Annotated in this window: 2 protein-coding genes; both read left to right on the top strand. The window is 65.5% G+C overall.

Annotated elements, in window-relative coordinates:
• Positions 1–46 precede the first annotated feature (46 nt).
• Positions 47–304, top strand: coding sequence for a type II toxin-antitoxin system Phd/YefM family antitoxin (locus MJ797_RS26025; protein WP_239312162.1), 258 nt, complete (start codon positions 47–49; stop codon positions 302–304).
• A complete protein-coding gene (locus MJ797_RS26030) occupies positions 289–687 on the top strand; it encodes a type II toxin-antitoxin system VapC family toxin (protein WP_239342266.1) in 399 nt (132 codons plus the stop codon). Before MJ797_RS26025 ends, MJ797_RS26030 begins: the two co-directional genes overlap by 16 nt.
• Positions 688–1,005: the final 318 nt, after the last annotated feature.

Below are 1,005 nucleotides of genomic sequence, written 5' to 3' on the forward strand. Positions count from 1 at the left end.
CCAGGCTACGGCAGTCTCGAATCTGATAATCAGATAGCATGACGGCATGCGAACCATGACGGCGACCGAGGCATCTCGGAGGTTCTCGGACCTGCTTGACGCCATCGAGGCCGGCGAAACCGTAACCATTACGCGAGGCAGTCATCCGGTCGCGGAGATCGGGCCAGCACGTCGACGGACTGGCGCCGATCTTCGAGCCGCGCTCGCCGGAACGACGCCGCCAGATGACGCCTTCGAGAAGAACGTCGCCGAGGCGCTCGGCCATGTGACGGCGAACGAGGACGATCCGTGGGCCGCCGCCTGATACTCGACACCAACATCCTGATCGCCTACGAACGGGGAGCCATCGACCGGGCCAGCCTGGACGACGACGAGCTTGCGATTGCGGCCGTGTCGGTCGCCGAGTACCGCGTCGGGATCGAGCTGGCCGACACCGCCGCCAGAGCTGCGGACCGCGCAAGATCACTGTCCGCCATGATGTCCGTGCTGGACGTGCTGGACTACACCGAGAGGACGGCTGTTCACCATGCTCGCCTCATCGCGGCCGCGCGGCAGATCGGACGGCCTCGCGGCGCCCACGATCTGATCATCGCGGCTCACGCGGCCGAGACCGGTCGAACCATCGTCAGCCGCGACGCCAAGGCACGCTTCGTCGATCTTCCGGACGTCCTGGCAGTCGAACCGTAGGTACCGTTCAGACGGTTTCTGTCACCAAAAGGGGGGTGGGATACTGAAGATCGAGGCGTCGGCCATCGCCGAGTACCGGGCGCTCTTAGCGACGTGCGCTACTTGACGTCGCCCGTGAGCTCCTGCCCGTCGGCGGACCCGTCGCTGTGTGTGGACGATCACGTAATTCCCCGGGGGGGACGGGATGCGTGTCGGGCTTGGGGTGGTCCTCCTGTTGGAGCACAGTTGCTCCTCGTCCGCGCAGGTCGGACGAGGGGTGCGACGGCGAGGAGAACCTTCGAAGTGATCGACATCGTGGAGATCCTGGTCCACTGGCAC

Origin of the sequence: Protofrankia sp. CiP3 (genome assembly GCF_917627345.1) — a bacterium.
Classification (GTDB): domain Bacteria; phylum Actinomycetota; class Actinomycetes; order Frankiales; family Frankiaceae; genus Protofrankia.